Annotated in this window: 23 protein-coding genes; 10 read left to right on the top strand and 13 right to left on the bottom strand. The window is 67.9% G+C overall.

The genetic code is table 11. The features are described 5' to 3' along the window. Positions 1-129 precede the first annotated feature (129 nt). The 6 genes from M8A51_RS00355 to M8A51_RS00330 form a co-directional block, all read right to left on the bottom strand. Positions 130-1,638 (bottom strand): tripartite tricarboxylate transporter permease, encoded by a 1,509-nt coding sequence (locus M8A51_RS00355; RefSeq protein ID WP_251776106.1) that lies wholly within the window; start codon positions 1,636-1,638, stop codon positions 130-132. Positions 1,639-1,672: 34 nt separating this feature from the next. Further along, entirely contained in the window at positions 1,673-2,134 is a 462-nt protein-coding gene (locus M8A51_RS00350; protein ID WP_251776105.1) for a tripartite tricarboxylate transporter TctB family protein, read from the bottom strand. 112 nt (positions 2,135-2,246) lie between these two features. Beyond that, positions 2,247-4,046, bottom strand: a complete 1,800-nt coding sequence (locus M8A51_RS00345; protein WP_251776104.1) for a GspE/PulE family protein — start codon at positions 4,044-4,046, stop codon at positions 2,247-2,249. Positions 4,047-4,079: 33 nt separating this feature from the next. Next, a complete protein-coding gene (locus tag M8A51_RS00340; protein ID WP_251776103.1) occupies positions 4,080-4,838 on the bottom strand; it encodes a methyltransferase domain-containing protein in 759 nt (252 codons plus the stop codon). Beyond that, positions 4,835-5,341 (bottom strand): DNA-deoxyinosine glycosylase, encoded by a 507-nt coding sequence (locus M8A51_RS00335; RefSeq protein ID WP_251776102.1) that lies wholly within the window; start codon positions 5,339-5,341, stop codon positions 4,835-4,837. Before M8A51_RS00335 ends, M8A51_RS00340 begins: the two co-directional genes overlap by 4 nt. Before the next feature lie 5 nt (positions 5,342-5,346). After that, positions 5,347-6,159, bottom strand: a complete 813-nt coding sequence (locus tag M8A51_RS00330) for a TatD family hydrolase (RefSeq protein ID WP_251776101.1) — start codon at positions 6,157-6,159, stop codon at positions 5,347-5,349. Between the two features lie 407 nt (positions 6,160-6,566). Here M8A51_RS00330 and M8A51_RS00325 point away from each other — a divergent pair, with 407 nt between their 5' ends. Together M8A51_RS00325 and M8A51_RS00320 are read left to right on the top strand one after the other, a co-directional pair. Then, positions 6,567-10,520, top strand: a complete 3,954-nt coding sequence (locus M8A51_RS00325; RefSeq protein WP_251776100.1) for a response regulator — start codon at positions 6,567-6,569, stop codon at positions 10,518-10,520. Positions 10,521-10,552: 32 nt separating this feature from the next. Further along, positions 10,553-11,737: a response regulator gene (locus tag M8A51_RS00320; RefSeq protein ID WP_251776099.1), complete on the top strand. Its 1,185-nt coding sequence runs from the start codon at positions 10,553-10,555 to the stop codon at positions 11,735-11,737. 70 nt (positions 11,738-11,807) lie between these two features. Here the strand turns inward: M8A51_RS00320 and M8A51_RS00315 are convergent, their stop codons facing one another. Beyond that, on the bottom strand, positions 11,808-12,482 hold the full coding sequence (locus M8A51_RS00315) for an ABC transporter ATP-binding protein (RefSeq protein ID WP_251776098.1): 675 nt from the start codon (positions 12,480-12,482) through the stop codon (positions 11,808-11,810). After that, positions 12,475-13,731, bottom strand: coding sequence for a lipoprotein-releasing ABC transporter permease subunit (locus M8A51_RS00310; RefSeq protein WP_251776097.1), 1,257 nt, complete (start codon positions 13,729-13,731; stop codon positions 12,475-12,477). The genes M8A51_RS00315 and M8A51_RS00310 overlap by 8 nt, the downstream gene beginning before the upstream one ends. A gap of 78 nt (positions 13,732-13,809) precedes the next feature. On the opposite strand from M8A51_RS00310, the gene M8A51_RS00305 reads away from it, so the two are divergent. The 7 genes from M8A51_RS00305 (at position 13,810) to M8A51_RS00275 (ending at position 21,520) form a co-directional block, all read left to right on the top strand. Then, complete coding sequence (locus tag M8A51_RS00305) at positions 13,810-14,742, top strand: hypothetical protein (protein WP_251776096.1); 933 nt, start codon at positions 13,810-13,812, stop codon at positions 14,740-14,742. A 13-nt stretch (positions 14,743-14,755) separates the two neighbouring features. Then, the gene (gene recJ / locus M8A51_RS00300; RefSeq protein WP_251776095.1) at positions 14,756-16,486 is read left to right on the top strand and encodes a single-stranded-DNA-specific exonuclease RecJ; all 1,731 of its coding nucleotides are present in this window, start codon (positions 14,756-14,758) and stop codon (positions 16,484-16,486) included. Positions 16,487-16,736: 250 nt separating this feature from the next. Beyond that, a complete protein-coding gene (locus tag M8A51_RS00295) occupies positions 16,737-17,795 on the top strand; it encodes a PQQ-dependent sugar dehydrogenase (protein WP_251776094.1) in 1,059 nt (352 codons plus the stop codon). Positions 17,796-17,886: 91 nt separating this feature from the next. Continuing rightward, positions 17,887-18,984 carry a PQQ-dependent sugar dehydrogenase gene (locus M8A51_RS00290; protein WP_251776093.1) on the top strand — a complete coding sequence of 366 codons (1,098 nt, stop codon included), beginning with the start codon at positions 17,887-17,889 and terminating at the stop codon, positions 18,982-18,984. A gap of 84 nt (positions 18,985-19,068) precedes the next feature. Continuing rightward, a complete protein-coding gene (locus M8A51_RS00285; protein ID WP_251776543.1) occupies positions 19,069-19,938 on the top strand; it encodes a 3',5'-nucleoside bisphosphate phosphatase in 870 nt (289 codons plus the stop codon). Beyond that, positions 19,935-20,861, top strand: a complete 927-nt coding sequence (locus tag M8A51_RS00280; RefSeq protein ID WP_251776092.1) for a DMT family transporter — start codon at positions 19,935-19,937, stop codon at positions 20,859-20,861. The genes M8A51_RS00285 and M8A51_RS00280 overlap by 4 nt, the downstream gene beginning before the upstream one ends. A 32-nt stretch (positions 20,862-20,893) precedes the next feature. Beyond that, on the top strand, positions 20,894-21,520 hold the full coding sequence (locus M8A51_RS00275; RefSeq protein WP_251776091.1) for an L-threonylcarbamoyladenylate synthase: 627 nt from the start codon (positions 20,894-20,896) through the stop codon (positions 21,518-21,520). 15 nt (positions 21,521-21,535) lie between these two features. On the opposite strand, the gene M8A51_RS00270 is transcribed toward M8A51_RS00275, so the two are convergent. From M8A51_RS00270 to plsY, 3 genes are read right to left on the bottom strand one after another with little or no spacing between them, the layout of a single operon-like run. Then, the gene (locus M8A51_RS00270; RefSeq protein ID WP_251776090.1) at positions 21,536-21,889 is read right to left on the bottom strand and encodes a glutaredoxin family protein; all 354 of its coding nucleotides are present in this window, start codon (positions 21,887-21,889) and stop codon (positions 21,536-21,538) included. Positions 21,890-21,928: 39 nt separating this feature from the next. Beyond that, the gene (locus M8A51_RS00265) at positions 21,929-22,273 is read right to left on the bottom strand and encodes a RidA family protein (protein WP_251776089.1); all 345 of its coding nucleotides are present in this window, start codon (positions 22,271-22,273) and stop codon (positions 21,929-21,931) included. A gap of 2 nt (positions 22,274-22,275) precedes the next feature. Beyond that, complete coding sequence (gene plsY / locus M8A51_RS00260) at positions 22,276-22,935, bottom strand: glycerol-3-phosphate 1-O-acyltransferase PlsY (protein ID WP_251776088.1); 660 nt, start codon at positions 22,933-22,935, stop codon at positions 22,276-22,278. A 320-nt stretch (positions 22,936-23,255) separates the two neighbouring features. On the opposite strand from plsY, the gene M8A51_RS00255 reads away from it, so the two are divergent. Further along, positions 23,256-24,320 (top strand): hypothetical protein, encoded by a 1,065-nt coding sequence (locus tag M8A51_RS00255; protein ID WP_251776087.1) that lies wholly within the window; start codon positions 23,256-23,258, stop codon positions 24,318-24,320. Between the two features lie 224 nt (positions 24,321-24,544). Here M8A51_RS00255 and M8A51_RS00250 read toward each other — a convergent pair whose 3' ends face one another. Both M8A51_RS00250 and M8A51_RS00245 read right to left on the bottom strand, forming a co-directional pair. Further along, positions 24,545-25,984 (bottom strand): RNA polymerase factor sigma-54, encoded by a 1,440-nt coding sequence (locus M8A51_RS00250; RefSeq protein ID WP_251776086.1) that lies wholly within the window; start codon positions 25,982-25,984, stop codon positions 24,545-24,547. Positions 25,985-26,545: 561 nt separating this feature from the next. Next, on the bottom strand, positions 26,546-26,821 hold the full coding sequence (locus tag M8A51_RS00245; protein ID WP_251776085.1) for a hypothetical protein: 276 nt from the start codon (positions 26,819-26,821) through the stop codon (positions 26,546-26,548). Positions 26,822-26,858 lie beyond the last annotated feature (37 nt).

The following is a 26,858-nucleotide window of genomic DNA, read 5'->3' as shown; positions in this document are numbered from 1 at the left end:
GATTCCGCGCCACGCCAGGGCGCGCAGGCGATCGGACGGCTCGCGCGCGGCACGTGCCGCGCGCGCCAGTTCACAACATGAAAAAGGGCCGCACATGGCGGCCCTTCGCGCTGCGCGGGACTGGGGCGCTCAGTCGCCTTCCTGGAAGGCCTCTTGACGCTTGCGGCGCAGGTTGGGCATGGTCATGATCAACAGCAGCAGCACCGCGGCGGCCAGCAGACCGGCCGACAGCGGCCGGGTCACGAAAGCGCCCCACTCGCCACGCGACAGCAGCAGCGCCCGGCGCAGGTTCTCTTCCATCATCGGGCCCAGGATGAAACCCAGCAGCAGCGGTGCCGGTTCGCACTTGAGCTTGTAGAACACGTAGCCGAGCAGGCCGAACAGCACCGACATGTAGACGTCGAAGTTGTTGTTGTTCAGCGTGTACAGGCCAATGCAGCAGAAGGTCAGGATGGCCGGGAACAGGAAGCGGTAGGGCACGGTCAGCAGGCGGATCCAGATGCCGATCAGCGGCAGGTTCAGGATCACCAGCATCAGGTTGCCGATCCACATCGAGGTGATCAGGCCCCAGAACAGCTCAGGGTTGCTCGACATCACCTGCGGGCCGGGCTGGATGCCCTTGATCGTCATCGCACCGACCATCAGCGCCATCACCGAATTGGGCGGAATGCCCAGCGTCAGCATCGGGATGAACGACGTCTGGGCACCGGCGTTGTTGGCCGATTCGGGGCCTGCGACGCCCTGGATGGCCCCCTTGCCGAACTTCTCGGGCGTGTCGGACAGCTTCTTCTCCAGCGTGTAGGCGGCGAAGGACGACAGCAGCGAGCCGCCGCCGGGCAGCACGCCCAGCACGGAGCCGAGCAGCGTGCCGCGCAGCACCGCGGGAGCGGCCTGGCGGAAGTCGTCCTTGGTCGGCCACAGGCCCTTCACGTCCTTGGTGAAGACCTCGCGGTGCTCGGCGGGCTGGCCCAGGTTGGCGATGATCTCGCCGAAGCCGAACAGGCCCATCGCCAGCACGACGAAGTTGATGCCATCGCTCAGCTCGGGGATGTCGAAGGAGAAACGCGGCACGCCGGAGATGACGTCGGTATTGATCTGCCCGAGCAGCAGGCCCAGGATGATCATCGCCACGGCCTTCAGCAGCGAACCGGAGGCCAACACCACGGCACCGATCAGGCCCAGCACCATCAGCGAGAAATATTCAGCCGGGCCGAACAGGAAGGCCATTTCGGTCAGCGGCGGCGCGAAGGCGGCCAGCACCAGCGTGGCGACCGAGCCGGCGAAGAAGGAACCGAGGCCGGCTACCGCGAGCGCCGGGCCCGCGCGACCCTGGCGCGCCATCTGGTAGCCGTCGAGCGCCGTGACGACCGACGCGGCCTCGCCAGGCACGTTGATCAGGATCGCCGTGGTGGAGCCGCCGTATTGCGAGCCGTAGTAGATGCCGGCCAGCATGATCAGCGCCGGCGTCGCGTCCAGCGCGTAGATCGACGGCAGCAGCATTGCGATCGTCGCCGTCGGGCCCAGGCCGGGCAGCACGCCGATCAAGGTGCCGAGCACACAGCCGAAGAAGGCGTACGCAAGGTTGGAAAGCGTGAGCGTGGTGTCGAAGCCCAGCGCGAGGTTCTGCAGGAGTTCCATCTGACTGCTCGATATGTTGGTTCTTGACGGAGCTTCAGCCGACGAAGCTGGGCCACACGGGGATCACGAGGCCCAGGCCGGTGATGAACACCAGGTAGGAGCCGAGCGCCAGCACGACGCTCAGAATGGCGACCTCCAGCGCATGGAACTTGCCGGCCGCGAAGTTCGAGATCCCGATGAGCACAGGGATGGTGAGCACGATGCCCAGGCGGGGCAGCGCAAAACCGTACACGCCCACTGCGCCCAGGATCACCAGCAGCGGACGCCAGGCGATCTTGCCGATCGGCTCGCCGTCTTCGGTCTCGATGGTGAGCGCTTCGAACAGGATGATCGCGCCGAGTATCGCCAGGATGATGCCCAGGCCGAACGGGAAGTAGCCCGGACCGGGGCGGGCCGACGAGCCGAAGGTGTAGCTGGTCGCGCCCCACGCGAAGGCAAGCCCGACGACGACAAACGCCAGTCCGGCGACGAAGTCGCGTTGACTTTTGATCTTCATGAGAGTCTCCTCAGGTTCCCGGGGGATTCTAGGGACGAGACCCGATGCCGCCGGCTGTGGATTTCACGTAGCGGCGGCCCGGCGTCCCGCCAGGCGGGTCGTTCTCGCCCGCTCACGCCTCCCAGGCGGGCGTCGCGCGCAGTATTTCGTCCAGCGTCGTCAGCCCTTCGGCCACCTTCATCGCGCCGGCCAGGCGCAAGGGTCGCATGCCGTCCTGCGTGGCCTGGTGTCGCATCTGCGACAGGTTGGGCGCCTGCGTGATCAGCGCCTTTTGCGCCTCGGTGACGGTCAGCAGTTCGTACAGGCCGGCGCGCCCGCGGAAGCCCGTCATGCGGCATTCGATGCAGCCGACCGGCCGATAGGGCCGGAAGCCACCGGTCATGCGCCAGGGCCGGATGGCCTCGGCCACCGTCTCGCGGGGGAAGTGCTCGTCGGGTTGCTTGCAGTGCGGGCACAGCGTGCGCACCAACCGTTGCGCCAGCACCCCCAGCACGGTGGCGTTGATCAGGTAGGACGGCACCCCCAGGTCCTGCAGCCGCGTGATCGCCGACGTGGCGTCGTTGGTGTGCAGCGTCGTGAACACGAGGTGGCCGGTCAGCGCGGCCTGGATGGCCATTTCGGCGGTTTCAAGGTCGCGCACCTCCCCGACCATGATGATGTCCGGGTCCTGCCGCATCAGCGCGCGCAGGCCGTTGGCGAAGCCGAGCTCGAGCTGCGGCTGCACCTGCGTCTGGTTGAAGGCCGGCTCGATCATCTCGATCGGGTCTTCGATGGTGCAGACGTTGACCTCGTCAGTGGCCAGGCGCTTCAGCGTCGAGTACAGCGTGGTCGTCTTGCCCGAGCCGGTGGGGCCGGTGACGAGGATCACGCCGTGCGGCTGCGTCACCAGTTGCTCCCAGCGTTGCGCGTCATGTGCACCGAAGCCGAGCGCGTCGAGCGACTTGACGGTCGACTCGGGGTCGAAGATGCGCATCACCAGCTTCTCGCCGAAAGCGGTCGGCAGCGTCGACAGGCGCATCTCGACCTCCTCGCCGGTCGGGTTGCGCGTCTTGATGCGGCCGTCGAGCGGGCGACGCTTCTCGACCACGTCCATGCGGCCGAGCAGCTTGACGCGGCTGACCATCGCGGCCATCACCGACAACGGCAGCTGGTAGACGGTATGCATGACGCCGTCGATGCGGAAGCGGATCGCGCCCATCTCGCGACGCGGCTCGAGGTGGATGTCCGAGGCCCGCTGGTCGAACGCGTACTGCCACAGCCAGTCGACCACCTGCACGACGCCCGCATCGTTGGCGTCGAGCTGCTTGCTCTTGCCCAGCTCCACAAGTTGCTCGAAGTTGGCCGGCCCGGCCATCTCGCCGCTCTTCTGCGCTGCGCGCACCGACTTCGCCAGCGTGTAGAACTCGGTCGTGTAGCGCTGCAACTCGTTCGGACTGACGACGACGATCTTCAGCGTCTTGCGGGTGTGGCTTTCGATCTCGGCCACCCAGTCGGTATCGAAGGGCTCGCACGTCGCCACCGTCACTTCATGGGTGCCGATCTGCACTGGCAGCGCGCGCCGGCGCTCGGCATAGCTGATCGACATGATGTCGGCCACCCGGCCGACGTTGACCTTCAACGGGTCGATGCGCAGGTATTCCTTGCCGGCGCGGCGCGCCAGCCACTCCGTCAGGGCCTCGACGTCGAGCGGCTTGCCGGTCGCCGCGTGATGGATGCCGACGTTGGCCAGCCGCACCAGCGGGTGCTGCGCGCTGTCGCCTGCCGCCAGCCGCTGGCTGGTGCGCTGTGCATCGCCGGGCGTCATGACACCGTCTTCGCGCAGCCAGTCCACCAGCGCACGCCATTCCAGGCGGCCTTTGAAGGGGGCGTTGGGCGCGGGCTTGGCGTGCGCAGTGGCCGTCTTGGCGTTCATCGGCGGGTCGCGTAGTGGGTGTGTGCTTTCGTTTCAATCCGCCAGGCGCTTGATCATGCGCAGCCATTTGCGGGCGGGCAGGCCGAAGCGAGTTTCGATGTTTTCGGCACGGGCGGCAAGGGCCGCCCGGACGACCGGTGCGACGCCTTTCGTGCCAAGCACCACGGTATTGCCCTCCTTGGTGGGCTTCAGCGCCCACAGTGCATCGGCCCCGAAGGATCGGGCGATGCGCTTGACGCTGCGCTCGAAGCTGGCATCGCGCCCGAACAGGTTGACGCTCATCACGCCGCCCGGCGCCAGCATCCGGTGACAGGCGGCGTAGAAATTGGCGTCGTCGAGCACCGGGCTCGCGGCATCGTGGTCGTACAGGTCCACGCACAGTGCGTCGGCGCTGCCTTCATGCGCGGGGTCGGCAGCGTAGAGCGCCGCATCCTGGCGCACCACGGCGAGCCGCTCGTCGTCCTCCGGCAGGCGGAACCAGCCGCGGCACACCGCAATGACTTCCGGGTTCAGCTCCACCGCGGTCGTGCGCATCTTCAGCTTCCTGTGGCAGAACTTGGTGATCGCAGCGGCGCCGAGCCCCAGCTGTACGGCATGTCCTTCTGCCACTTCGTCGTCGGGCCGCAGCAGCATCCAGGCCATCATGCGCTGCACGTATTCGAGTTCGATCTCGTACGGCTTGCGGATGCGCATCGCGCCCTGCACCCAGGGCGTGCCCAGGTGCAGGTAACGCACGCCATCGGCCTCGGAGACCGTCACCGGCGCCATTTCGGGCATGCTGCGCCGGCTCATGCGAGGCCGTGCCTTTCGAACACCTCGCGCCACGCGGCGAGCTTGCGTTCGAAGCTCCACGAGGCATTGGCAGGGCTGGTCGACGGCAGCCGGTAGACCGCCAGCCCCAACGCCCGGGTGATGCGCATCGATCGCGCAGACTCGCCGCCGTTGTGCGCGAAGGCTTGCAGTTGCGGCAGCGACGCCTTCAATCCGGCAAGGTCGTTGGGTTCGGCGTCCTCGATCGCGCTGTCCAGGCTGCCTTCACGCCGGCAGCCGCCGTACACGTCCCAGATGCCGAGGCCGCGCTTCCTCACGACGTCCAGGCGCTGCTCGTAGGGCAGCGGACGCAGGTCGATGTCCCAGATCGCAGAAAGGATCGGCCAGAAGTGGTTGCGCGGGTGCGCGTAGTACTGCTGCGCCTGCAGCGACGCCACGCCCGGAAAGCTGCCGAGCACCATCAGCCGGGTGTTCGGGGCGATCACCGGTGCGAGGCCCAGGAGTCGGTCGTTCGGTCGGCTCATGCAGTTCAGTGCAGGGCGCGCAATCGCGGCAATACAGCGCGCGCGTTCTCGCTCGTGTGTCGTGCCAGTTCCTCCAGCGGCATGCCGCGCAGCGTGGCAAGTTCCTGTGCGATGCGCGGCAGCTCAGCCGGCTCATTGCGACGGGTCTCCCCGGCCGCCCGCTGCTCGGCGGTCTTGTAGAGCCAGTGCGGGGGAATGTCGGGCGCGTCGGTTTCCATCACGAGGCTGTCGAGCGGCAGGCGCTGCGCGAGCCGTCGGATATGCAGTGCACGCTCGAAGGTCAGAGCGCCGCCGAAGCCGAGCTTGAAGCCGCGCTCGATGAAAAATCGCGCTTGTTGCTCGCTGCCGTTGAAGGCGTGAGCGATGCCACCGGGAACCTCGATGCGGCGCAGTTGCTTCAGCACGGCATCGACCGCGCGGCGGCTGTGCAGGAGAACCGGCAACGCATAGCGACGAGCCAGCTTGAGTTGTTCTGCATAGAGGTACTCCTGGCGTTGGCGATCAAGATCGGGCGTGAACAGGTCGAGGCCGATTTCGCCGAGGGCGACCAGCCGGCAGTCCTCCAGATTGCGTTCGATGGACTGCTGCAATCTGTCGACGGCGTCGACCGGTTGCGTACCTGCAAACAGCGGATGCACCCCCAGCGAATAGGCCAGCTCGTGGGCGTGAGCCAGGGCACGTACCCTTTCGAGGTTTTCGACGCCGACGGCGGGCACGACAACGTGCTCGACGCCCGCTGCGCGCGAACGGAGCACCACATCGTCAAGGTCTGCTGAAAACTCGCCCGCATCGAGGTGGGCATGGGTGTCGATCCACATATCGCTCGTCACAGTATGGCCGGCACGCAGTTGCGGGTCTTTCGCCAGTATCGAACGCGCAACCGCGCATGCTGTCCAGCGGAGATTGTCGGGCACTCAGTGGCAATGTACCGGACGCCGTGCGAGCAGCGCGCACGGCCGGTCCTGGTGTCGGGCAGCTCGACTAGGATACCGACGCGCCTTGCCACCGGAGGGTTCTTGAATTCGTCGACGAGTCCTGCTGCAACTGTGCGTCTCTTCACTTGCCCGGGCACCGCCCTCGACTCGCTTCCCCCTTGCGGCATCCAGCCCGGCCGGGCTGACGCTCTGCGCGGACATCGCGAGTGCCGCAACCGCCCTGTCCCCTCCGGCGCCCGCTTCGCACGCGAGGACCGCAAGGGGTTCTCTCCCACCTTCCGGAATCTGCCATGACCGAGGCCGCGTGTGTTCGTCCGGGGCTCGACCGCATGCTCGTCACGCGCATCGTGGCCATCGTCGTGCTGTGCTTTCTGGTCTTCGGCCTGCTGTGCTATTGGAGCGTCCTGCAACCTCTGCGGCAGGATCTTGCCAGGGCCGAGGTCGCACTCAAGGCCCAAGAAGCGGGCAACTCCTTGTCGGACATCGTCTCGGTGACCGAGCAGCAACTGCTGACAGGCGCCGAGTGGGGTCGCGGTGGACTCTACGACCTGGATGACGTGCGTCGCTTCACCCGGGTGTTCATGCCCCTTCTGAAGGCCAGAAAGCAGGTGGCGGGCGTCATCTTCGCGGACGACACGGGACGCGAGATCATGCTGTTGCCCTTGCCCGACGGGCTGTGGCATACCCGCGTGACCAGCGTGGAGGCAGGCCGTCAGCGGCATCAATGGTCCAGGTGGAGCCCCGCCGGCGAGCTGCTCGGCCAAGAGTTCCGGCCCAGCGACTACGACCCGCGCACGCGGCCGTGGCACAGGGGTGCACTGGCCATGCCGGGCGAGCTCGGCGTCTTCTGGACACAGCCATACGTCTTCTTCACCACCCGCAAGGTCGGGATCACGGCCGCCACGCGGTGGACCCGCGAGGGAGGCGGACCCCGCTATGTCCTGGCCTTCGATATTGCGTTGGCGGACCTGTCGGAGATCACGCAGGGCATCCGGATCCGGGACTCCGGTCGCGTCGGCATCGTGGATACACAGGGGCGGCTCGTCAGCGCCCCCTATCTCCCGGCTCAGCACCCGATTGCGCAGACCGCCGGCACCGACGTCGACAGCCTGATGCTGAAGCCACCGCAGGAGCTGGGCATGCAAGCGCTGGCGTCGGCATTCCAGGAATGGACGCGAACGCCGCGCCTCGGGGCGACGGTCCATGGCAGCTTCGAGGCGTACGGCCAGCAATGGACGGGCACTGTGCTGCCGTTGGGCCTGGGAGCACAGGACCTGCTCGTGGTGGCCGCGGCGCCGCTGGAAGAGTTCGCACTCGTGCACCCTCCCATCGTCGTGGCCGCGGCTCTGGTGTTGTTGACAGTACTCGGCATCGGCGCGCTCGTCGGAAGGGTGGTCGCCGGCAGCATCAGCGGCAGCCTCGCTCGACTGGTGGACGAAAGCAACCGCATCGCGCGCCTCGAACTCGATCGCCCCGTCAGCGCGCAGGCACCGGCGCGCGAATTGGCGCAGTTAGTGAACGCGCAGGAGCACATGCGGGCCATGCTGCTGTCTGCCACGCGCAACCTCGAGGACAAGGTGGCACTGCGGACGCGAGAGATCGCAGAGCGCGAGCACGAGTTGCGTTCGCTGCTTGCCTCCAGCCCGATCGCGGTTTTCATTGCCGACGAGTCCGGCACGGTGAGGTTCGCCAACCCGCGCTTTCGCGCATTGTTCGGACTGACCGAAGACACCATCGAAGGCGTCCGGCTCGAAACGTTGCACGCGAACCGGGAAGAAGCACGGCAGGTGGCGGCCGAATTGCGAGCGGGACGGACGGTGGTGGACCGGGAGCTGCGCCTGCTGATGCCTTCGGGCGACGAGCGATGGGTATTGCTGTCCGTGCTGCCGCTGGAGGCGACCGGCCGTCCGCGCTACTGCGCCTGGGTGCACGACATCTCCGAGCGCCATGCGGCAGAAGAACAATTGCGTCAGGCCAAGGAGTTGGCAGAGGACGCCACGCGCAGCAAGTCGGACTTCCTCGCCAACATGAGCCACGAGATCCGCACCCCGATGAATGCCATCATCGGCATGTCCCATCTGGCCTTGAAGACCGAGCTCACGCCGCGCCAGCAGGACTATCTTCTGAAGATCCAGCGCTCGGGCCAGCACCTTCTCGGCGTCATCAACGACATCCTCGATTTCTCCAAGATCGAGGCCGGCAAGCTCGCCATCGAGCATGTCGAATTCGAGCTCGAGAAGGTGCTCGAGACGCTGGCCGATCTCATCGGCGAAAAGGCCGCGGCCAAGGGTCTTGAACTGGTGTTCGACATCGACGTCGATGTACCGCGGGGCCTTCTGGGCGACCCGCTGCGCCTCGGCCAGGTGCTGATCAACTATGCGAACAACGCCGTCAAGTTCACGGAGCAGGGCGAGATCGATATCGTGGTGCGCAAGCTCGACGAGAGCGCGACCGACGTGCTGCTGCGCTTCGAAGTCCGCGATACCGGCATCGGACTGAGCGAAGAACAGCAGGAGCGGCTGTTCCGCAGTTTCGAGCAGGCGGACAGTTCCACCACCCGGCAGTACGGCGGCACCGGCCTCGGCCTGGCAATCTCGAAAAGCCTGGCCGAGTTGATGGGCGGAGAGGTCGGCGTGCAAAGCCAGCCCCACCAGGGTTCGACCTTCTGGTTCACTGCCCGCTGCGGCAAGACCGCCGGCCCGCAACGCAGACCGGTACTGGGACACGACATGCAGTGCCGGCGGACGCTGGTGGTGGACGACAACGCGAGTGCACGACACGTCCTGCGAGGCCTGCTCGAAGCGATGGGGCTGCAGGTGGATGAGGCCGAATCGGGACACGCGGCACTGCGCAAGGTGGCGGCCGCCGACGCAGGCGCCCCCTACGACATCGTGCTTCTCGATTGGCAGATGCCGGGAATCGACGGTCTTGAGACAGCCCGACGACTTCGGGCCGCAGTGTTGGCACATCACCCAGCGCTGGTGATGGTGACCGCGCACGGACGCGAGGAGGTGTTGCACGGAGCCGGGCAGATGGGGCTTCAGGGCATCCTGATCAAGCCGGTGAACGCCTCCGTGCTGTTTGACGAAATCATTCGAGTGCTTGCAAGGGAACCGGGGGCCGAGGGCGAGCATATGCGGCGAGCGCCCGAGACGCGGGCCAGTGCCATCCCCGACTCCGTCGCGGGCCTTCGTGGAGCCCATTTGCTGCTCGTGGAGGACAACGACCTCAACCAGGAGGTCGCGCAGGAACTGCTTGGCGACGCAGGGTTCGAGGTGGACATCGCGGACAACGGTGTCCAGGCTCTGGAGAAGCTGAAGCACCGCGCCTACGACGCGGTGTTGATGGACATGCAGATGCCGGTGATGGACGGACTGCGCGCAACGCGCGAGATCCGCCGCATCGGCGTGCAAAGCGCTACCGGGCAGCCGCTGCCCGTCATTGCCATGACGGCCAATGCGATGTCGAGCGACCGCGACCGCTGCCTGGAGTCAGGAATGGACGACCATGTCGCCAAGCCGATCGAGCCCGACGAACTGTGGCGCGTACTCGAGCGCTGGGTGCCGCCGCGCCTGGGAAACGGGGGGGCCGAAGCCAGGCACGAAGCGAGCGATGCAGCGCCGGCACCCTCGTTGCCGGCGGACCTCCGGCACATCGACGGATTGGACGCAATGGTCGGCCTGCGCCGCGTGATGGGTCGCGTACCGCTCTACCTGCAGATGCTGCGCCGCTTTGCCGCCGGCCAGGCAGACCTGCCGCAGCAGATACGCCGCCTGTGGGCCGCAGGCGACCTCGATGCCGCCCAACGTGCCGCGCACACGCTCAAGGGGCTTGCCGGCAACGTCGGCGCCACCGGGCTGCAGCAACGCGCGCAAACCCTCGAGGCAGCCCTGCATGCGCAAGGCGACGCGGCGGCCGTCGATTCCGCGCTCGCGGCGCTGGAGCCGCAACTGTCCGCGCTGGTGTCGGCGCTGCAACGCGCGCTGCCGCCTGAACATGCCTCGTCGGAGGTGGCCGCGGCGGTGGATCCGGACCGCCTGCAGCTTGTGTGCGCCCGGCTCGAGAAGCTTCTGAGCGCATCGGACGCCGATGCAGCGGACTTGCTCGAAGGCGAGGCTCCTCTGCTGCGCGCCGCGATGCCCGGACATTTCTCACGAATCGAGCAGGCCGTCCGGGATTTTGACTTCGATCAAGCCTTGACCATATTGCATGCCGCTCGTGAAAGCGCTGCAATGCCGCGGTGATCCGCATCCCAGGCGGAGAAAAAGGACGTGCGATGGCCGCGCAAGCCGATCAATTGACGATCACCAAGCCGACCGTGCTCGTGGTCGACGATACGCCGGAAAATCTGTCCCTCATGAGCAGGTTGCTCAAGGAGAGCTACCGTGTGCTGGTTGCCAACAGCGGCGAGCGCGGCCTGCGCATCGCGCTCGGCGAAACGCCGCCGGATCTCATCCTGCTGGACATCATGATGCCGGGAATGGACGGCTATGAGGTGCTATCACACCTCAAGGGCGACCCTCGCACACAAACGATACCGGTGATCTTCCTCACCGCCATGTCGCAGGAAGAGGATGAAGAGAAAGGATTGAACCTGGGCGCGGTGGACTACATCACCAAGCCGATCAGCCCGCCGCTGGTGCTGGCTCGCGTCGCGACGCACCTTCATCTCAAGACGGTCGCTGACTTCCTGCGCGACAAGAACGCCTTCCTCGAAGCCGAGGTGGGCCGCCGTACCAGGGAACTGCAAGCGATCCAGGACGTCACCGTGGTGGCGCTCGCGTCGCTGGCCGAAACCCGCGACAACGAGACCGGCAACCACGTCCGCCGCACCCAGTTCTACGTGCGCTCGCTCTGCCAGGCGCTGCGCACACACGCCAAGTTCGAGCGCGCGCTGACGGACAAGACCATCGAGGCGCTGTTCAAGTCCGCGCCGTTGCACGACATCGGGAAGGTCGGCGTGCCCGACCACATTCTGCTCAAGCCAGGCAAGCTGACGGCCGAAGAGTTCGACATCATGAAGCGTCATCCCGTGATCGGGCGGGACGCGCTGCAACGCGCCGAGGAGCAACTCGGCGTCGAGGTGGAATTCCTGCATTTCGCCAAGGAGATCGCCTACGGCCACCACGAGAAGTGGGACGGTTCGGGTTACCCGCAAGGCCTCAAGGGCGACGAGATCCCCCTGTCGGCGCGGCTGATGGCGCTCGCAGACGTCTATGACGCACTGATCAGCCGTCGTGTCTATAAACCGCCGATGTCACACGACGAAGCGGTCGCACTCATTCTGGCGAGCAGCGGAAGTCACTTCGATCCGGACGTCGTCGCCGCTTTCACGCGGCAGGAGGACGACTTCCGCGCCATCGCGGAGCGTTACGCCGACGACGATGAGGATCTGGCCGTGGTGCTCAACCGAATGGCTGAATCGGCAACGACGGAAAAGATCAGCGTACAAAGCGGCTGAGCAGGCCCCGCCCCTGGGCGCTCCCTGGGGCTGTCGGCACCGGAAGCGCCACGGGGCGATCCCCAGCGATTCAGGCGAGCATGCCCGACACCAGGTGCAGCACCCGGTCGCAGCGTTGCGCAATGGCTTCGTCGTGCGTGACGACGACGAACGCCGTACTCCGCTCGCGAGCAAGCGACAGCATCAGGCGAAACACGCCGTCGGCCGTGGCGCGATCGAGATTGCCCGTCGGCTCGTCGGCCAGCACGCACGCCGGATGGGCGACCAAAGCCCGTGCGATCGCAACACGCTGTCGCTCCCCACCGGAGAGTTCAGCCGGTCGGTGCAGTGCCCGCTCTCCCAGTCCGACCTGCTTCAGCATCGCCAATGCCTGGTCACGTGCGTCGCCCTCTGCCACGCGCCGGATGCGCAGTGGCATGGCCACATTGTCCTGTGCCGTGAACTCGGGCAGCAGGTGATGGAACTGGTACACGAAACCCAGATGGGCGTTGCGCCAACCGCCCTGCTGCGCCGCACTCATTTCGGTGAAGCTGCGATCTCGCAGCAGGACACGGCCCGATGTCGGCGCATCGAGACCACCGAGCAAGTGCAGCAAGGTACTCTTGCCAGAGCCCGACGCGCCGACGATGGCCAGCGTCTCGCCAGCATGCACGGAGATATCGACGCCGCGCAGCACGTGTACGTCCAGCGGCCCCTCGTGGAACCGCTTGTGCAGCCCGGTTGCCTGCAATACAGCTTCACTCATAGCGCAGCGCCTCCGCAGGCTTGACACGGCTGGCACGCCAGCTCGGATACAGGGTCGCGAGAAATGCGAGCACCAGCGAGATCACGGCGATCGGCACGATGTCGGCCGCCTGCGGGTCGCTCGGCATGCGGCTGATCACATAGATGCTGCCGGGCAGGAAGCTGGTGTTGAACAGCTGCTCGAGCGCCGGCACGATCACGTCGATGTTGAGGGCGACGAGCAGCCCGAGCGCCAGCCCGCTGAGTGTGCCGATCAGCCCGGCCAGTGCGCCTTGCACCATGAAGACCCCCATGATCGAGCCGGGGCTGGCGCCGAGTGTGCGCAGGATCGCGATGTCGGCATGCTTGTCGGTCACCGTCATCACCAGCATCGACACGAGGTTGAACGCGGCGACGGCGACGATCAGCGTGAGGATGATGAACATCATGCGTTTTTCGAGCTGCACGGCCGCATACCAGTTCGCGTTGGTATGGGTCCAGTCGCTGATGTAGAGCTCGCCGGTCAGGCTGCGGCTCAACTCGGAGGCCACCTGCCGCGCCTGGTGGACGTCCTGCAGGCGCAGCTGCACGCCGGTGGGCCCTGTGACGCGGAACAGCTTGGCTGCGTCGTCGATGTGCATCAGCGCCAAGGCGCTGTCGTACTCGTAGTGACCCGCATTGAACACGCCCACCACCGTCATCTGCTTCAGCCGCGGCACGATGCCGGCCGGTGTCATCTGGCCGCTCGGCGACACCACCGTGACCTTGTCGCCTTCGTGCACACCGAGCATACGGGCGAGTTCTCCGCCCAGCACGATGCCCCATTCACCGGGCACCAGCCGCGCCAGCGGCCCGTCCTTCAGCGCCGCAGCAAGCGGCGTGACCTTGGGCTCTTCGGCCGGCGAGATGCCGCGGATCATCGCCCCCTTCATCTCGTCGCCGCGCGCGATCAGCGCCTGCGCTGCGACATACGGCGCAGCGCCGACCACCTGCGGGTGCTGCGACGCGTCTCGGGCGATGCGCTGCCAGTCGTCGACCGCCTGCCCTCCGGGTGCGAACACGTCCACATGCGAGATCACCGACAGCATGCGGTCCCGCACTTCCTTCTGGAAGCCGTTCATCACCGACAACACGATGATCAACGCCGCGACGCCGAGCGCGATGCCGAGCATCGACACGCCCGAGATGAAGGAGATGAAACCGTTGCGCCGCGTGGCGCGGCCGGCGCGCGTATAGCGCCAGCCGATCTGCAATTCGTAGGGCCAGTTCATGGATCGTTGGAGCACCGCAGCAGCAAAGCGTTCGATGCTACCCGAGCCGCAAGCGCCGCCCGCCGATAATGGCGGGCCATGCACCTGCTGATCCCTCATGCCTCGGCGCTGTCCGAAGCCTGCTCCCACACGCTGCAGGACCTGCAGCTGCCCCACCTGACGCAGTTGCTGACCCGCCTGAGCCCCATCCACCGCGATGAAGCCGACGAATACAGCCTGTCGCCGCCGCATGAGCGGGCGCTGGCGCGGGCGATCGGCTTTGCCGGGCTCGACGGCGCGCTGCCGTGGGCTGCGCACGACGCCGCGCAGGACGGCATCGACACCGGCGACCTCTGCTGGGGGATGCTGACGCCGATGCACTGGCACGTCGGCGCCGACCATGTCTCGATGCTCGACCCGGGGGCCCTGCAGCTGACCGAGGACGAGTCGCGCGAACTGCTCGAAGCCGTGCGTCCGCTGTTCGAATCCGAGGGCTGGACGCTGGCGTACGGTGCGCCGACCCGCTGGTACGGTGCGCACGAGAGCCTCGCCGGGTTGCCGACCGCATCGCCCGACCGCGTCATCGGCCGCAACGTCGACCTGTGGATGCCAGACCACACCCAGGCACGTATGGTGCGTCGGCTGCAGAACGAGGTGCAGATGCTGCTGTACACCCACCCCAGCACCGATCGCCGCGTCGAGCAGGGCCTGCTGCCGGTCAATACCTTCTGGCTCAGCGGCTGCGGGCCGCGCCAGCCCGCCACGGTGCCGCCCGACCTGATCGTCGACGAACGACTGCGCACCCCGCTGCTCGGCGAAGACTGGGCGGCCTGGGCCGACGCCTGGCAGGCGCTCGATGCCGGCCCCTTGCGCGAGCTGCTCGCAGCGCACCGACGCGGCGAACCGGCGCGGCTGACCCTGTGCGGCGAGCGCAGTGCACAGCGTTTCGAGCCGGTGCCGCAGGGCTGGCTGCAGCGCTTCAGGCAGCGCTTCCAGCCGGCGGATACGGCCGGTTGGCTGCTGGCCCTTTGAACGGACCCCTCCGATGAAGATCGTCTTGCGCGACTGCCCGCCACGCGCCGCCTGGACGCTGGAACAGGCCGGCGTTCACCCGCTGCTGGCGCGCCTGTACGCAGCCCGCGGCATCGCGAGCACCGACGAGCTCGACGACTCGCTGGCCCGCCTGCTGCCGCCAGAGCAGCTGCTCGGCGCCGACCAGGCGGCCCGCTTTCTCGCCGACGCGATCCAGCAAGGCCGGCGGCTGTGCATCGTCGCCGACTACGACTGCGACGGTGCCACCGCCTGCGCGGTGGCGCTGCGCGGGCTGGCGCTGCTCGGCGCACGCCCCGGCACGCTGAACTACGTGGTGCCCGACCGCGCGGTACACGGTTACGGCCTGTCGCCGGCCGTCGTCGAGCTGGCGATGCAGCAGCGGCCCGACGTGCTGGTGACCGTTGACAACGGCATCGCCAGCCTCGACGGCGTGGCCGCAGCACGCGCCCACGGCCTCGACGTCGTGATCACCGACCACCACCTGCCCGCCATGGTGAACGAGCGTGTCGTGCTCCCCGACGCCACGGTGATCGTCAACCCGAGCCAGCCGGGCTGCGGCTTCGGCAGCAAGTGCCTGGCGGGCGTCGGCGTGATGTTCTACGTGTTGCTGGCGGTACGCGCCGAGCTGCGCGCGCGCGGCGTCTTCACGCCGCTGCAGCAGCCGCGGCTCGACACGCTGCTCGACCTGGTCGCGCTCGGCACCGTGGCCGACGTGGTCAAGCTCGACGCGAACAACCGCCGCCTGGTCGCCCAGGGCCTGAAGCGCATCCGCAGCGGCAAGATGCACGCGGGTGTCGCCGCGCTGTTCGCCGCCGCACGCCGCGAGCCGTCGCGCGCCAGCGCGTTCGACTTCGGCTTCGCACTGGGGCCGCGCATCAACGCCGCCGGCCGCCTGGCCGACATGACGCTCGGCATCGAATGCCTGCTCACCGACGACCCGAAACGTGCCGCCGAGCTCGCGCAGACGCTGGACACCATCAATCGCGAGCGGCGTGATGTCGAGGCCGGCATGCGCGAACAGGCCGAAGCAATGCTCGAGATGCTGATACCCGCGGGCGACGCGCCGTCAGCCCTGGCAATCTTCGACCCCGAGTTCCACGAGGGGGTGGTCGGCATCGTCGCGTCGCGCCTGAAGGACAAGCTGCACCGGCCGACGTTCGTCTTCGCGCGGGGCCAGGACGGGCTGCTGAAGGGCTCGGGCCGCTCCATCCCCGGCTTTCACTTGCGCGACGCGCTCGACCTGGTCAGCAAGCGCCACCCCGGCGTGCTGAAAAAGTTCGGCGGCCATGCCATGGCGGCCGGCTGCACGCTGGCCCACGAGCACTTGCAGACCTTCGAGCGCGGCTTCCAGCAGGTGGCGAGCGAATGGCTCGGGCCCGAGTTGCTCGCGCGCACGCTGGCCACCGACGGCCCGCTCGACCCGCAGTGGTTCGCGCCCGAGGTGGTGCAGGTGATCGAGCGCGAAGTCTGGGGCCAGTCCTTCGAGGCGCCGGTGTTCAGCGACGAGGTCGAAATCGTCTCGCAACGTATCGTCGGCGAGCGGCACCTGAAACTCACGGTACGCCACTCCGGCACCCTGCGCGAAGCGATCTGGTTCGGTCGCAGCGAGCCGCTGCCGGCGCGCACGGTGCTGGCCTACCGCCTGTCGCTCGACGAGTTCAACGGCGCACAGCGCGTGCAGATGGTGGTGGAAGGGGCGGCTGCGGATCGAGGCGGGCCGTGAAAGAACATCGCCGCAACACTTGCATTCGGTAGCGGGCACCCCGTGCATCCGCCGGTAGCCTGCGGGGCTTGCCTACAGCCAAGGCGGCCCTGTCCGCCCGCCCCGCATGCATCGCAGCCGCTTTGCTTTCATCCCGTTCTCGTCGCCGCGCCGACACGCGCTGCGCAGCCTTTCAGGCTTCGCCTGCGCACTGGCCGTCCCAGCCCTGACGGGCTGCGCAAGCCTGAGGCCTGGGGGCCCGCCCCGACCGGTGAACTTCGCCACCGGCCTCGAACTGCCGTGGGGCATCGGCTTTCTGCCTGACGGTCGGCTGCTGGCAACCGAACGACCGGGCCGCTTGCGCGTGATCTCGCCGCAGGGGCAACTGGTCGAACCCGCAGTCGCCGGCGTGCCTGCGGTCGATCACCGCGAGCACGGGGGATTGATGGACGTGCTCGTCGATCGCGAGTTCGTGCACAACCGTCACGTCTATCTCAGCTACACCGAGGCCGGCACCGCAGCGGAAGCCGACCACAACGGCATGGCGGTCGCGCGCGGGCGCCTGAGCATCGACGCTCGCGCGCTGGACGACGTGCAGGTGATCTTCCGCCAGACGCCCAAGGCGCGCAGCGGCGAGAACCTGGGCGGCCGCATGGCGCAGGCCGTGGACGGTACGCTGTTCCTGACGCTGGGCGAGCGCCGTGAAGACGCCGAGCGCGTCAAGGCCCAGGACCTGTCGACCCATCACGGCAAGGTGATCCGCATCCGCACCGATGGCACCGTGCCGGTCGGCAACCCCTTCGTCAACACGCCCGGGGCGCGTCCCGAGATCTGGAGCTATGGCCATCGCAACCCGCAAGGCATCTTCCTGCACCCCGAGTCGGGCGAAGTGTGGACCTGCGAGCACGGCCCCTTCGGCGGCGACGAAGTCAACATCACCCGCCCCGGGCGCAACTACGGTTGGCCGGTGATCAGCCACGGCTGCGAGTACGATTCCTGTGCACGCATCGGCGAGGGCCACGCAAGGGACGGCATGGAGCAGCCCCTGACCCACTGGGTGCCGAACGCGATCGCGCCCAGCAACTGCTTCATCTACACCGGCGAACGCTACCCGGCCTGGCGCGGAGACCTGTTCCTCGGCAGCCTGGCCGGCCTGGCGCTGTGGCGGCTCGAACTGCGCGGCCCGGCGACCGAGCCGATCGTCGCGCGACGCGAACCGCTGTACCAGGAACTGGGGCACCGCATCCGCGACGCCCGGCAGGGCCCGGACGGCCGCATCTACCTGCTGACCGACGGCGCCCCCGCGAGCATCCTCCGGCTCGAAGCCTGATCCCGCACAACGGCGGCGCGGTCATCGACCCTGCAAGCGCTCGTGCGGCACCGCGGACCGTAGACTGCAAGCCTTCGCTTCAGGAGGCTTCATGCTGAACCGTCGCCAGTTGTCGTCCGCGCTGCTGATGCTGCCGTTTGCCGGCGCCGCCCGGGCACAGGCCCTCAAACCGGTTGTCGTCGCCAAGGGCCTGCAGCACCCCTGGGGCCTGGCCTTCCTGCCCGACGGCCGCATGCTGGTGACCGAGCGGCCGGGCCGATTGCGCATCGTGTCGGCGCAGGGGGCCGTCGGCCCGGCAGTGCAGGGGGTCCCCGCCGTCGATGCCCGCGGTCAGGGCGGCCTGCTCGACGTGGCGCTGGACCCGGGCTTCCCCGACAACGGCTGGGTCTACCTGAGCTATGCCGAGGCCGGGGGCCCAGGCAACGGCACCGCCGTGGCACGCGGGCGACTGCAAGGCACCCGGCTCGACGACGCGGCGGTGATCTTCCGCCAGCAGCCGAAGTACGGCAGCACCGCCCACTTCGGCTCCCGGCTGGTGTTCGACCGCGGCGGCAAGCTCTTCGTCACGCTGGGCGACCGCTTCAGCCGGCGCGACGACGCACAGTCGCTGCAGAACCACCTCGGCAAGATCGTCCGCATCGCGCCGGACGGCAGCGTCCCGCCGGACAACCCGTTCGTCGGCCGAGACGGGGCGCGAGCGGAGATCTGGAGCTACGGCCACCGCAACGTGCAAGGCGCCGCGCTGCACCCGTCGACCGGCGAGCTGTGGACGCACGAACACGGCCCGCAAGGCGGCGACGAGGTCAACGTGGCCGAGGCCGGCAAGAACTACGGCTGGCCGGTGGCCACCTACGGCCGCGAGTACGGCACCGGCTTCAAGATCGGCGAAGGCCCCGAGCAGGCCGGCATGGAGCCCCCGCTGGTCCACTGGGTGCCTTCGATCGCGCCGAGCGGCATGGCGTTCCTGAACAGCGACCGCTACCCCGGCTGGAAGGGCAACCTGTTCGTCGGCGCGCTGCGCGCGCAGACGCTGGTGCGGCTGCAGCTGGAGGGACGCAGGATCGTGCGGCAGGAGCGCCTGCTGCCGAACCTGAGCGAGCGCATCCGCGATGTGCGCCAGGGCCCGGACGGCTGGCTCTACATCCTGACCGACAACGAAGATGGCAAGTTGCTGCGGCTGGAACGGTGAGAGGCCCGCCAAGCGGCGATTCTGCACGCCTGGCGCACCCGCCTTTGACCTTGCCCGGGGGGCGGCCGGGGCCGGCTCCCTACAATCTCACCTGTGAACATTCTCAATGCCGACCTGCACTGCCATTCCCGCGTCTCCGACGGCACGCTCGCGCCCGAGGAACTCGCGGCGCGCGCTCAGGCCAACGGCGTCGAGCTGTGGGCCTTGACCGACCATGACGAGCTCGGCGGCCAGCAACGCGCCCGCGAGGCGGCGCTGGCGCTGGGCCTGCCCTACCTGACCGGCACCGAAATCTCTGTCACCTTCGCCGGCGAGACGGTGCATATCGTCGGCCTCGGCTTCGACGCCGACAACGCTGCACTCGTCGAAGGGCTGCGTCGCACGCGCGGTGGGCGCGAGTCGCGCGCACGCGAGATGGCCGAAGGCCTGGCACGCGTGGGTATCGCCGGCGCCTACGAAGGTGCGTTGAAGTACGTCGGCAACCCGGACCTGATCTCGCGCACGCACTTCGCGCGCTACCTCGTCGAGGTGGGCGCCTGCCGCGACACGCAGGAGGTGTTCCGCAAGTACCTGACCGAAGGCAAGCCCGGCTACGTCGCCCATCGATGGGCGGCCCTCGGCGAGGCGGTGCGCTGGATCCACGACGCCGGCGGCATCGCGGTGATCGCCCACCCGGGGCGCTACAAGTTCACGGCCAACGAGGAGTACGCGCTGTTCTCCGAGTTCAAGGAACACGGCGGGCGGGGCGTCGAGGTCGTCACGGGCAGCCACAGCAGCCACGATTTCGTGAAATACGCCGATACCGCGCGCGAGTTCGGGCTGCTGGCGTCACGCGGCTCCGACTTCCACTCCCCGGACGAAAGCCACACCGATCTCGGCACCCTGCCCCTGCTGGCAAGCGGCCTGTCGCCGGTCTGGGAAGCGTTGGCCGAACGCATACATCGGCCGTCGTGAGCGGCCGCCACCCTGCGCTCGGCATCACGCTGATCCTGACGATGGCAGCGTGCTTCGCCACGCTGGACACCAGCGTCAAATACCTGGGCGCCGCGTTGCCGGTGCTGGTGATCCTGTGGTCGCGCTACCTGTTCCAGGCCGTCGTGATGCTGGTGTGGCAGGGGCGGCGCGGATGGGCCGGCTTTCGTGCGGCCCGCCCCGGCTTCCAGTTGCTGCGCGGCACCCTGCTGTTGTCGACCAGTTGCCTGTCCTTCTTCGGACTGCAATACCTGCCGGTGGCCGAGTTCACCGCGATCGCGATGCTGACGCCGGTGATGGTGACCTTGCTGGCCGCGACGGTGCTGCACGAGAAGGTGTCACGGCTGCGCTGGGTGCTGGTCGGCACCGCGCTGGCCGGTGCGCTGATGGTGGTGCGGCCAGGCAGCGGGCTGTTCGGTTGGGCCGCCGCGTTCCCGCTCGGTCTCACGGTCGCCTATGCCGCATTCCAGGTGTTGACCAGCCGGTTCGCGTCGGTGGAAGATCCCTACACGACGCACTTCTACACCGGCCTGGTCGGCGCGGTTGCCGCCTCTGCGGCGTTGTGGGTGAGCCCGCTCGACGGCTGGGGCACGCTGTTGCATGCACGGGCCCCGGACCTCGGCCTGCTGCTGCTGGTCGGCGCCATGGGCACGCTCGGGCACCTGTGCCTGATCCTCGCGCTCGGCATGGCACCCGCCTCCACCCTGATGCCCTTCAGCTACAGCGCACTGGTGTTCGCAACGCTGGGCGGCGCGCTGGTGTTCCGCCATGTGCCGGACGGCTGGGCGATGGCCGGCATGGCGGTCATCGGCGCCAGCGGCGCGGCATCGGTCTGGCTGAACATGCGTGAGCATCTCCAGCACCGGCCGGTGTCGCCGGTGGCGGCCGACACGGTGGGCGACTGAACGGTTTCGTCGCACCGGCGCACAATCGGGCGATGGCCCAGTACTTCGAAGTCCACCCCGAGAACCCCCAGCCGCGGCTGCTCAAGCAGGCCGCGCAGATCCTGCAGGCCGGCGGCGTGGCGGCGATCCCGACCGATTCCAGCTATGCCTTCGTGTGCCGGCTCGAAGACAAGAACGCGGCCGAGAACCTGCGCCGGCTGCGCGGCGTCGACGAGCGGCACCACCTGACGCTGCTGTGCCGCGATCTGTCCGAACTGGCCAGCTATGCACGCGTCGACAACCGGCAATACCGGCTGCTCAAGCTTGCGACCCCCGGCCCCTACACGTTCTTGCTGGAGGCCACCAAGGAGGTGCCGCGCCGCGTCTCGCATCCATCGCGCCGCACGGTCGGGTTGCGGGTGCCGCGCCACGTCGTGACGCAGGAGCTGCTGGCCGCATTCGGCCAGCCGCTGCTGGCCACCACCTTGATCCCGCCGGATGAAACCGAGCCCTTGAACGACCCGCAAGAAATTCGCGAGCGTTTCCAGAAGCAGATCCAGGCCGTGGTGGACGCCGGCGCCTGCGCGATGGAGCCAACCACCGTGCTCGACCTGACCGATGAAGAGCCGCGCGTGGTGCGGCTGGGTCGAGGCCCGCTCGACGCGCTCGGGCTGGCCTGAGCCGGACCACGGATTTCAGCGTTCCAGCGCCTGCGCCACACGGTCGGGCTGGAAGCCGACCTGCCGCTGCCCCTTGACCACCAGCGTCGGCACCCCCGGCGCCGCCAGTCTGTCGAACGCCGCGCGGCAGTCGGCGTCCACCGACGTGTTGCACTCGGTGTAGAGGACGTCGTACTCGCCGAACCACTGACGCGCCTGCGCGCAGTACGGGCAGTCGGTGGTGGTGTACATCACGATGTCGCCCGGCTCGGCCTGCGCCACGCGCTGGCCCAGCGCCTTCGCGTGCCACAGGCCGGCCAGCTGCGACAGACCGAGCAGCCCGGCAGCCAGCACCACCAGACCCGACAACCCCCGCAGCGATGTGCGCATGTCAGGCGCCCCTGCTCGACACCTTGATCCGGCCCTGCCCTAAAGGCCAGCCGTGACGACAACCTCGATGCGCCACTGAGGCCGCGCCAGTTGCGCCTGTACCGTGGCACGCGGCGGCGTGTGGCCCTGGGGCACCCATGCGTCCCACACTTCGTTCATGCCCGGGAAGTCCGCCAGGTCAGCAAGAAAGATCTGCGCCATCAGGATCTTGCGCTTGTCGGTGCCGGCCTCCGCCAGCAGCCGGTCGATCATGCCGAGCACCTCGGCCGTCTGGCCGCGGATGTCCTTGGTGCCGTCCTCGGGGACCTGGCCGGCGAGATAGACGGTGCCGTTGTGCACCGCCATTTCGGACAGGCGCGGCCCGACGTGGAAGCGTTGGACCATGGTCAATGTCCTTTCGTTCGGGGGGTGGGGTTCGAAGGCGGGGCGGCAGATCCGGCCTTCTGGCCGATCTTGCTCTCCTTGCCTTCGATCAGTTTGCGTATGTTGGGCGCATGCCGCCAGATCAGCAGCAGGCTCATCGCGAGGATCGCCCCGAGCACCGGGCCCGCGCCCCAGATCAGCAGCTGGTAGAACGGCGCGAACACTGCCGCGGCAAGCGATGCAAGCGACGAATAGCGAAAGAAGAAGGCAATGATCAGCCAGGTCGCGAGCGTCGCCATCCCGAGCCACAGGTTGATGCCGAGCAGCACGCCGGCCGCCGTCGCAACACCCTTGCCACCCTGGAAGCGGAAAAAGACCGGGAACAGATGGCCCACGAAGGCCGCCAGCCCGACGACCGCCGCAACGCCCTCGCCGAGCCCCAGGCGCTCGCCATACAGCACCGCAAGCAGCACCGGCAGGTAACCCTTCAGCGCGTCGAACAGCAGTGTCAGCACTGCGGCCTTCTTGTTGCCCGAGCGCAGCACGTTGGTCGCGCCGGGGTTCTTCGAACCATAGGTGCGCGGATCGTTCAGGCCCATCAGGCGGCTGACGATCACGGCGAACGACAGCGAGCCGATCAGGTAGGCGGCCAGCACGGCGATGGCGGCGTTCATCGTGTCCATGGATTGCAAGCGGTGTGGGTGAGGCGAATCTTCGACGGCCTCGCATTGTGCACGCATGCGGATGTCCAGCAGCCCGGGTGTTCCCCTGCCGGCAGGTACAGCCGTTGCTCGATTCTGGGTGCGGGTCGTGCAGGGCACCAGCGGTGCGACGCGCGCGGCGCGCCCCATCCTGACCGAGCGCCGCCCCCGGCCCGGGCTGCATCCGGCCCGCGTGAGCGGGGGCGAGGAACGACCTGCATGTCCGGGAGAGGCGTGCTGTACAGGTGTCGCGCAGGGCGACGTCTGCGCAAGCTGGGTCACCACCACTGAAAGGATCTCAGATGTATCAACGACAGTACGGAGACCGCAACCGCAACGAAGGCAACGACGACAGCTATCGGCAGCGCAGCGAGGAACGTTACGGTTCCAGCGACCGGTGGCAGGACCGCTCGTCGGGTCAGGGCCGCTATGGCGGCAGCGGTCGTGACTACGAGTCTGCACGCAGCGAAGGCTACGGCGGATACGGTTCGCAGGGCGACTTCGAGGCCGGCCGCGGCTCGATGGGCGACTACTACACCGGCGGCTCGCGAGGTAGCCAATACGCCAGCGGGGGCTATGGCGGCAGCTATGGCTCGCAGCAGGGTCAGGGCTGGGACGGCGGGCCGCGCGGGCAGTACGACAGCGGCGGTCGCCAGGGCGGCCAAGAAGGCGGCTACGAGGGCGGTGGTCAGTACCGCGGTGGCCTGTACGGCGGGGAACAGTACGGCGGCTACCAGGGTGGTGGCCAGTCCGGCGGACAGCAGCGCGGCCGAGGCGGCTACGGCAGCCCGGAAGGCTCCTATGGGGGGCAGCACGAGACCCGCTACGGCAGCATGTACGGCGGCTATGGCGAAGGCCGCGATACCTCCTATGGTGGCTACGGCGCGGGTGGCCGAGGCGGCGGCGGCTATGGCGGCCAGTCGTACGACGATCGCTCGCGCGGCACCTATGGACAAAACTACGGCGGCTCGGGCGACTACGAGGGCTACAGCCACCAGGGTCAGCGCCATCTCGATCCCGACTACCACCAGTGGCGCAGCGAGCAGATGCGCGCGCTCGACGAGGACTATCACAACTGGCGCCGGGAGCGGTACCAGAAGTTCTCTGATGAGTTCAACCAGTGGCGGCAGGGGCGCCAGCAGAGCGGCAGCTCGCAGGGCCAATCGGCCGGCAATGTGGGCGGCGCGACCGGAAGTCCGGGGGGCGGCCTGGGTGCATCGTCCGGCATGGCCGGCACGGGCACCGGCAGCAGCGGGGCATCGTCGGGCAGCGGCGGGCTGTCAGCCAGCACCGGCTCGGCCTCGGGCAGCGACACCGACGGCAGCCGCGGCAGCAGCTCGTCCGGTTCGGCCTCGCGCAGCAAGTAAGCAGGCGGTCAGCCGCCCTCGATCGGACTTCGATCGCAAGGGAACGCGGCACACTTGCCGCGCTCCCCGGGGTCCGCACGGTGGTGAACCCGGCCGCCCAACGACGTGCCGGTACCCCGCGCGCGGCTTGTGCCGCTCAACGAACACCGCGGATCCGGCTGCGCCGGTCCGCTGGTGTTGTCCGCTCGAGGGGGCGGCCGAAGGCCGTCGGGGGTGGACCGGCGTCAGACGTGCTTGCGCCGTTTCTCAACCGAGGGCAGCTTCATCATCTGCCGGTACTTCGTGACGGTGCGCCGCGCGACGCTCAGGCCCTGTCGCGCGAGTTGGCGCGCGATCTGGGCATCGGACAGCGGGTCGCTGGCGTCCTCGGCCTCGATCATGTCCTTGATGACGCCGCGGATGGCGGTGGCCGAGCACGAACCACCGCTGACGGTCGGCAACGCGCGCGAGAAGAAATACTTCAGCTCGAACACGCCCAGCGGCGTCGCCATGTACTTGTTGTTGGTCACGCGCGAGACGGTCGACTCATGCAGGCCGAGTTCCTCGGCGATCTCGCGCAGGCCGAGCGGTTTCATCGCGAGCGCGCCGTACTCGAGGAAGTGCCGCTGCCGCTTCACGATGGCTTGCGCCACATGCAGGATGGTCGCGAAGCGCTGCTCGACGTTGCGGACGGTCCAGCGCGCCTCCTGCAGGTGGGCGGCGAGTTCCGCGTGTCCCGAATCGCGGTGCCGCTGGAACAGCTCGGCGTATACCTGGTTCAGCCGCACCTTGGGGATCACGTCCGGGTTCAGCGCCGCCGTCCACACGCCCCGCACCTTGCGCACGATCACATCCGGCGTGACGAATTGGGTGTTCGAGGGGCCGAAGCGCCAGCCGGGTCGCGGGTCGAGATGGCGGATCCGCTCGCACACCGCTTCCACCTGGGCGACGCTGGCGCCCAGTGTGCGGGCCAGGCCGTTGACGTCACGCATCGCCAGCCGGTCGAGGTGGTCGCTGACGATGCGGCTGGCGAGTTCGCATTCGGGGTGCTGGTCGAGGTCCTTAAGCTGCAGCAGCAGGCACTCGCGCACGTCGCGCGCCGCGATACCGGCCGGGTCGAGCGACTGCACGAGCTTGAGCGCCACGTTCATCTCGGTATCGTCCGGCAGCGGCGAGCAGCCGGACAGGCCCATCAACTCATCCAGGCCGAGCCGAAGATAGCCGTCGTCGTCGAGCGCCTCGATGATCGTGCCGGCCAGTTGCCGGTCGCGCGGCGACAGCGGCATCACATTGATCTGGCTGTGCAGGGTCTGGCGCAGCGAGATGTCGGCGGCCACCATCTCCACCAAATCCAGCTCGCCGTCGCCGCTGCCGCCGCGACCCGACCCGCCGCTCCCGGGCGACCCCCAGCTTTCGCGGTCCCACGGCATGTCGGCCGCCGGCGCCGTCACGGGCGTGACCTCGGCCCACGTGGGCGGCGTGTCAGCCGGGGCGTTCTCAGCGGCAGCCACCGGCGCTGCATGCGATTCGGGATCCTCTTCGAGAAAGGGATTGTTGCCGACGGCTTGTTGCACTTCTTGCGCAAAGTCGAGCGACGACAGCTGCAGCAGGCGGACTGCCTGCTGCAGGCGTGGCGTCAGGGTCTGGTGTTGCCGGTGCTCGAGTCGAATGACCGGTGCGTTCATGCAGTCCTCCCGGGGAAAGGGCCCGCCGCTTGCGCTCCGGCGGGCCGCACATGTGGATGAGCGAGGATCGGCACCGACACGGGGTCCCCGCAGCCGGTGCGGCGGCAGGCCTGACGGAGCGTCACCGCGCCGTGGAACCGGTTGTCTTTTGTGTCGGTGAATGTGATCGCCATGGGTCGAAAGCCTGCGTCGTGCAGAGAGAAAAGCGACCATGCATCGCAGGCAAGCGACTCCCTCTAGAGCAACCCCTGTGCCAATGCATGAGGAACGCGCCGGTGATCGGCAGATTGCGTTACGACATATCGCGAGCGCTACAAAGCGCATCAGTCATGTCGCATGATGGAAAACGCGACGGGTTTTCCAGCACGACGTGGGAGCCCCTCCCGTGCAGTGGCAGCGCCATCACTTTCCGGCGGAAAAGCTGTCGCCGCTCGGCGACAGGCGCGGTGTCAGCACTGCATCGAATTCGCGTTTGTAGAGTCGAAAAGCTCGCCAGCTTGTGGGCTTTGCCGCAAGAAATGCTGCGGTCTGCATAGCGTGGCGCATCGCCATGCCGGACGCTCAGCGCTTGCGCGGCTGCTTCAGCTTCTCGCGGTAGACCTTGTCCAGCACCGGGCCCCGATCGGTGTCCTCGAGGCCCTGCAGGAGATCATCGTGCGCCTGTTGCATCAGGCCGTGCTGTTCGGGCTCCTGCAGCTCCTGGCTGTCCGCCGACTCGTCCCGCTCGTGAGGCAGGCGCGGCACGCGCCGGTGGGCGACGTTCGACGCGGTGTTTCCGGTCTTCGTACGGGAGCCGGAATCCGCGGTTCCGGGCTGCTGCCTAGTGTGGGTGGACATCTCGTCTCCTTGCAAAACTTATTGCTGGAGCGGCAAG

It is taken from the genome of Caldimonas mangrovi (assembly GCF_023721835.1).
GTDB classification, from domain to species: domain Bacteria; phylum Pseudomonadota; class Gammaproteobacteria; order Burkholderiales; family Burkholderiaceae_C; genus Caldimonas; species Caldimonas mangrovi.
This window is presented reverse-complemented; position numbering and strand designations above follow the sequence as displayed.

Bases quoted from the DNA above. Each gene is read 5' to 3' on its own strand.
- M8A51_RS00320 (WP_251776099.1), top strand. From the start codon at position 10,553: ATGGCCGCGCAAGCCGATCAATTGACGATCACCAAGCCGACCGTGCTC.
- plsY (WP_251776088.1), bottom strand. From the start codon at position 22,935: ATGGACACGATGAACGCCGCCATCGCCGTGCTGGCCGCCTACCTGATC.
- M8A51_RS00245 (WP_251776085.1), bottom strand. From the start codon at position 26,821: ATGTCCACCCACACTAGGCAGCAGCCCGGAACCGCGGATTCCGGCTCC.
- M8A51_RS00345 (WP_251776104.1), bottom strand. From the start codon at position 4,046: ATGAACGCCAAGACGGCCACTGCGCACGCCAAGCCCGCGCCCAACGCC.
- M8A51_RS00335 (WP_251776102.1), bottom strand. From the start codon at position 5,341: ATGAGCCGACCGAACGACCGACTCCTGGGCCTCGCACCGGTGATCGCC.
- M8A51_RS00305 (WP_251776096.1), top strand. From the start codon at position 13,810: ATGCACCTGCTGATCCCTCATGCCTCGGCGCTGTCCGAAGCCTGCTCC.
- recJ (WP_251776095.1), top strand. From the start codon at position 14,756: ATGAAGATCGTCTTGCGCGACTGCCCGCCACGCGCCGCCTGGACGCTG.
- M8A51_RS00290 (WP_251776093.1), top strand. From the start codon at position 17,887: ATGCTGAACCGTCGCCAGTTGTCGTCCGCGCTGCTGATGCTGCCGTTT.
- M8A51_RS00355 (WP_251776106.1), bottom strand. From the start codon at position 1,638: ATGGAACTCCTGCAGAACCTCGCGCTGGGCTTCGACACCACGCTCACG.
- M8A51_RS00250 (WP_251776086.1), bottom strand. From the start codon at position 25,984: ATGAACGCACCGGTCATTCGACTCGAGCACCGGCAACACCAGACCCTG.
- M8A51_RS00310 (WP_251776097.1), bottom strand. From the start codon at position 13,731: ATGAACTGGCCCTACGAATTGCAGATCGGCTGGCGCTATACGCGCGCC.
- M8A51_RS00315 (WP_251776098.1), bottom strand. From the start codon at position 12,482: ATGAGTGAAGCTGTATTGCAGGCAACCGGGCTGCACAAGCGGTTCCAC.
- M8A51_RS00350 (WP_251776105.1), bottom strand. From the start codon at position 2,134: ATGAAGATCAAAAGTCAACGCGACTTCGTCGCCGGACTGGCGTTTGTC.
- M8A51_RS00325 (WP_251776100.1), top strand. From the start codon at position 6,567: ATGACCGAGGCCGCGTGTGTTCGTCCGGGGCTCGACCGCATGCTCGTC.
- M8A51_RS00330 (WP_251776101.1), bottom strand. From the start codon at position 6,159: ATGTGGATCGACACCCATGCCCACCTCGATGCGGGCGAGTTTTCAGCA.
- M8A51_RS00275 (WP_251776091.1), top strand. From the start codon at position 20,894: ATGGCCCAGTACTTCGAAGTCCACCCCGAGAACCCCCAGCCGCGGCTG.
- M8A51_RS00265 (WP_251776089.1), bottom strand. From the start codon at position 22,273: ATGGTCCAACGCTTCCACGTCGGGCCGCGCCTGTCCGAAATGGCGGTG.
- M8A51_RS00255 (WP_251776087.1), top strand. From the start codon at position 23,256: ATGTATCAACGACAGTACGGAGACCGCAACCGCAACGAAGGCAACGAC.
- M8A51_RS00270 (WP_251776090.1), bottom strand. From the start codon at position 21,889: ATGCGCACATCGCTGCGGGGGTTGTCGGGTCTGGTGGTGCTGGCTGCC.
- M8A51_RS00340 (WP_251776103.1), bottom strand. From the start codon at position 4,838: ATGAGCCGGCGCAGCATGCCCGAAATGGCGCCGGTGACGGTCTCCGAG.